We start from the raw sequence: 1,836 nt of genomic DNA on the forward strand, positions 1-1,836 counted from the left end.
TCCGGCGAGCCGTCCGTGGCCGTCGCCGGCTGAGAGTCCGCGGCCGAGGGGCCCGCCGTCGGAGGCGGCCCCTCGGCCCTGGGAACGACCGAAGGCTTCCAGGAGATCACCGAGGAGCGATCGTGAGCACGTCCCCCGAAGGAATCGCGCAGGCGCGGCCGGGCCTCCTGGAGCACCTCGGCCGCTACGCACGACTGATCAAGTTCAAGTTCGTCCTGGACTTCTACCTCGCACTCGTCATCGTCGTCACGCTCCTCGGCCCCGCGGGCCTCGCCTCGCCGGGGGCGCTGACCGCCCTGGGCCTGTTCGCCGTGGGCATGCTCGGAGTGCTGTCCGCCGTGATGACCCTGGACGACGTCACCGGGGCGAAGGACGGCAGCGACAGCGCGAACTACGCCGGGAGCGAGAACACCGCGCTCCGGCCGCTCAAGCGCAAGCCCCTGCTCACCGGCGAGCTGTCGGTGCGGCAGGCGGAGGTCTACGGGTACGCGTGCCTGGCCTGGGGCGCCCTGTGGTGGGCGGCGGCCGTGCTGCTGGCGCCCGATCCGGCGCTGTGGGCCGTGGCCGTCACGGCGCTGCTGCTCACGCTCAGCGTCCAGTACTCCTGGGGGCTGAAGCTGAGCTACTACGGCCTCGGGGAGGCCGTCCTGCTCTTCTCCGCGTCGGCCTTCCTGATCGCCCCCTACGGCCTGGCGACGGGAGAGCTTCCGGTGCTCGTGCTGGCCCAAGGCCTGCTCTTCGGGTTCGGCCAGCTGCTCATCGCCGGATACTCCAACACCAACGACCGGGAGGGCGACGCCGCGGCGGGGCGCCGCACCGTCGCCGTGCTCACCTCCGAGCGCGGCAACAAGGCCTTCCTGGGCGCCCTCACCGCCGCCAACCTGCTGGTGGTCCTGGTGCCGGTGGCCGCCGGCGCGGTGACCCCCTGGTTCGCGGCCGCGCTGCTGCCCTTCGCCGCCGTCCGGCTGCACCAGTACGCCGGGTTCCTGCGCACCGGCGACCCGCTGCCCGCCCGGAGCCTGGGCATCAAGGCGTTCCGGGTGCTCGTCGTCTGCCTGGTGGCCTTCAACCTGATCCGCCTCGCCCTGTGACCCGCGCGGGCCGGGCGGTGCGCCCGGCCCGCGGAGAAGACGGAGGAGCCGTGACCGACACCCCGATCCTGGTGGAGCTCGTCGACCGGGACGGCCGTACCCTCGCCACCTCGGAGAAGATCGCCGCGCACCGCCCGCCGGGCGCCCTGCACCGGGCCTTCTCCGTCTTCCTGTTCTCCGGCGACGGCAGGATGCTGCTGCAGCGGCGTGCGCAGGGCAAATACCACTGGCCGGGGGTCTGGTCCAACGCGTGCTGCGGCCACCCCCTGCCCGGCGAGCCCCCGTTCCTGGCCGCGGTGCGCCGGACGGTCGAGGAGCTCGGTGCCGCGCCCGAGGCGCTGAGCGCGGTCGGGACGGTCGACTACGCGTTCACCGACACCGGGACGGGGCTGGTGGAGCGGGAGTTCAACCACCTGTTCGCGGGCCGGATCGGCGCGGACGCGCGCCCCGACCCGGCCGAGGTGGGCGAGACCGTGCTGGTGGCCCCGGACGGCCTCGCCGCCCTGCGCGCCGCCGAGCCCTTCTCCGCCTGGTTCGGCACCGTCCTGGAGGCGGCCGCCCCCGGGATCCGGCGCCTGGTCCCCGAGGGCGGCTGGTAGCGGCGGGCCGTCACCGGGCGCGGTCGGCGTCCCCGTCCGTGCGCAGCACGAAGCGGCGCCCCGCGCCCTCGCCCGCCTCCAGGCGGCGGTGCACCTCGGCGGCGGCGCCGAGCGGCAGCACCTCGCGGTGCCGGGGCCGGAGCCGG

2 protein-coding genes are annotated in these 1,836 nt (G+C 75.0%); both read left to right on the forward strand.

The genetic code is table 11. The features are described from left to right. Window positions 1-122: 122 nt before the first annotated feature. On the forward strand, window positions 123-1,091 hold the full coding sequence (locus D476_RS0121795; protein ID WP_017626039.1) for a UbiA family prenyltransferase: 969 nt from the start codon (window positions 123-125) through the stop codon (window positions 1,089-1,091). Between the two features lie 50 nt (window positions 1,092-1,141). After that, window positions 1,142-1,690 carry an isopentenyl-diphosphate Delta-isomerase gene (gene idi / locus D476_RS0121800; protein ID WP_017626040.1) on the forward strand — a complete coding sequence of 183 codons (549 nt, stop codon included), beginning with the start codon at window positions 1,142-1,144 and terminating at the stop codon, window positions 1,688-1,690. The last annotated feature ends 146 nt before the right edge of the window (window positions 1,691-1,836 follow it).

It is taken from the genome of Nocardiopsis chromatogenes YIM 90109 (assembly GCF_000341185.1).
In the GTDB taxonomy this organism is placed as follows: domain Bacteria; phylum Actinomycetota; class Actinomycetes; order Streptosporangiales; family Streptosporangiaceae; genus Nocardiopsis_A; species Nocardiopsis_A chromatogenes.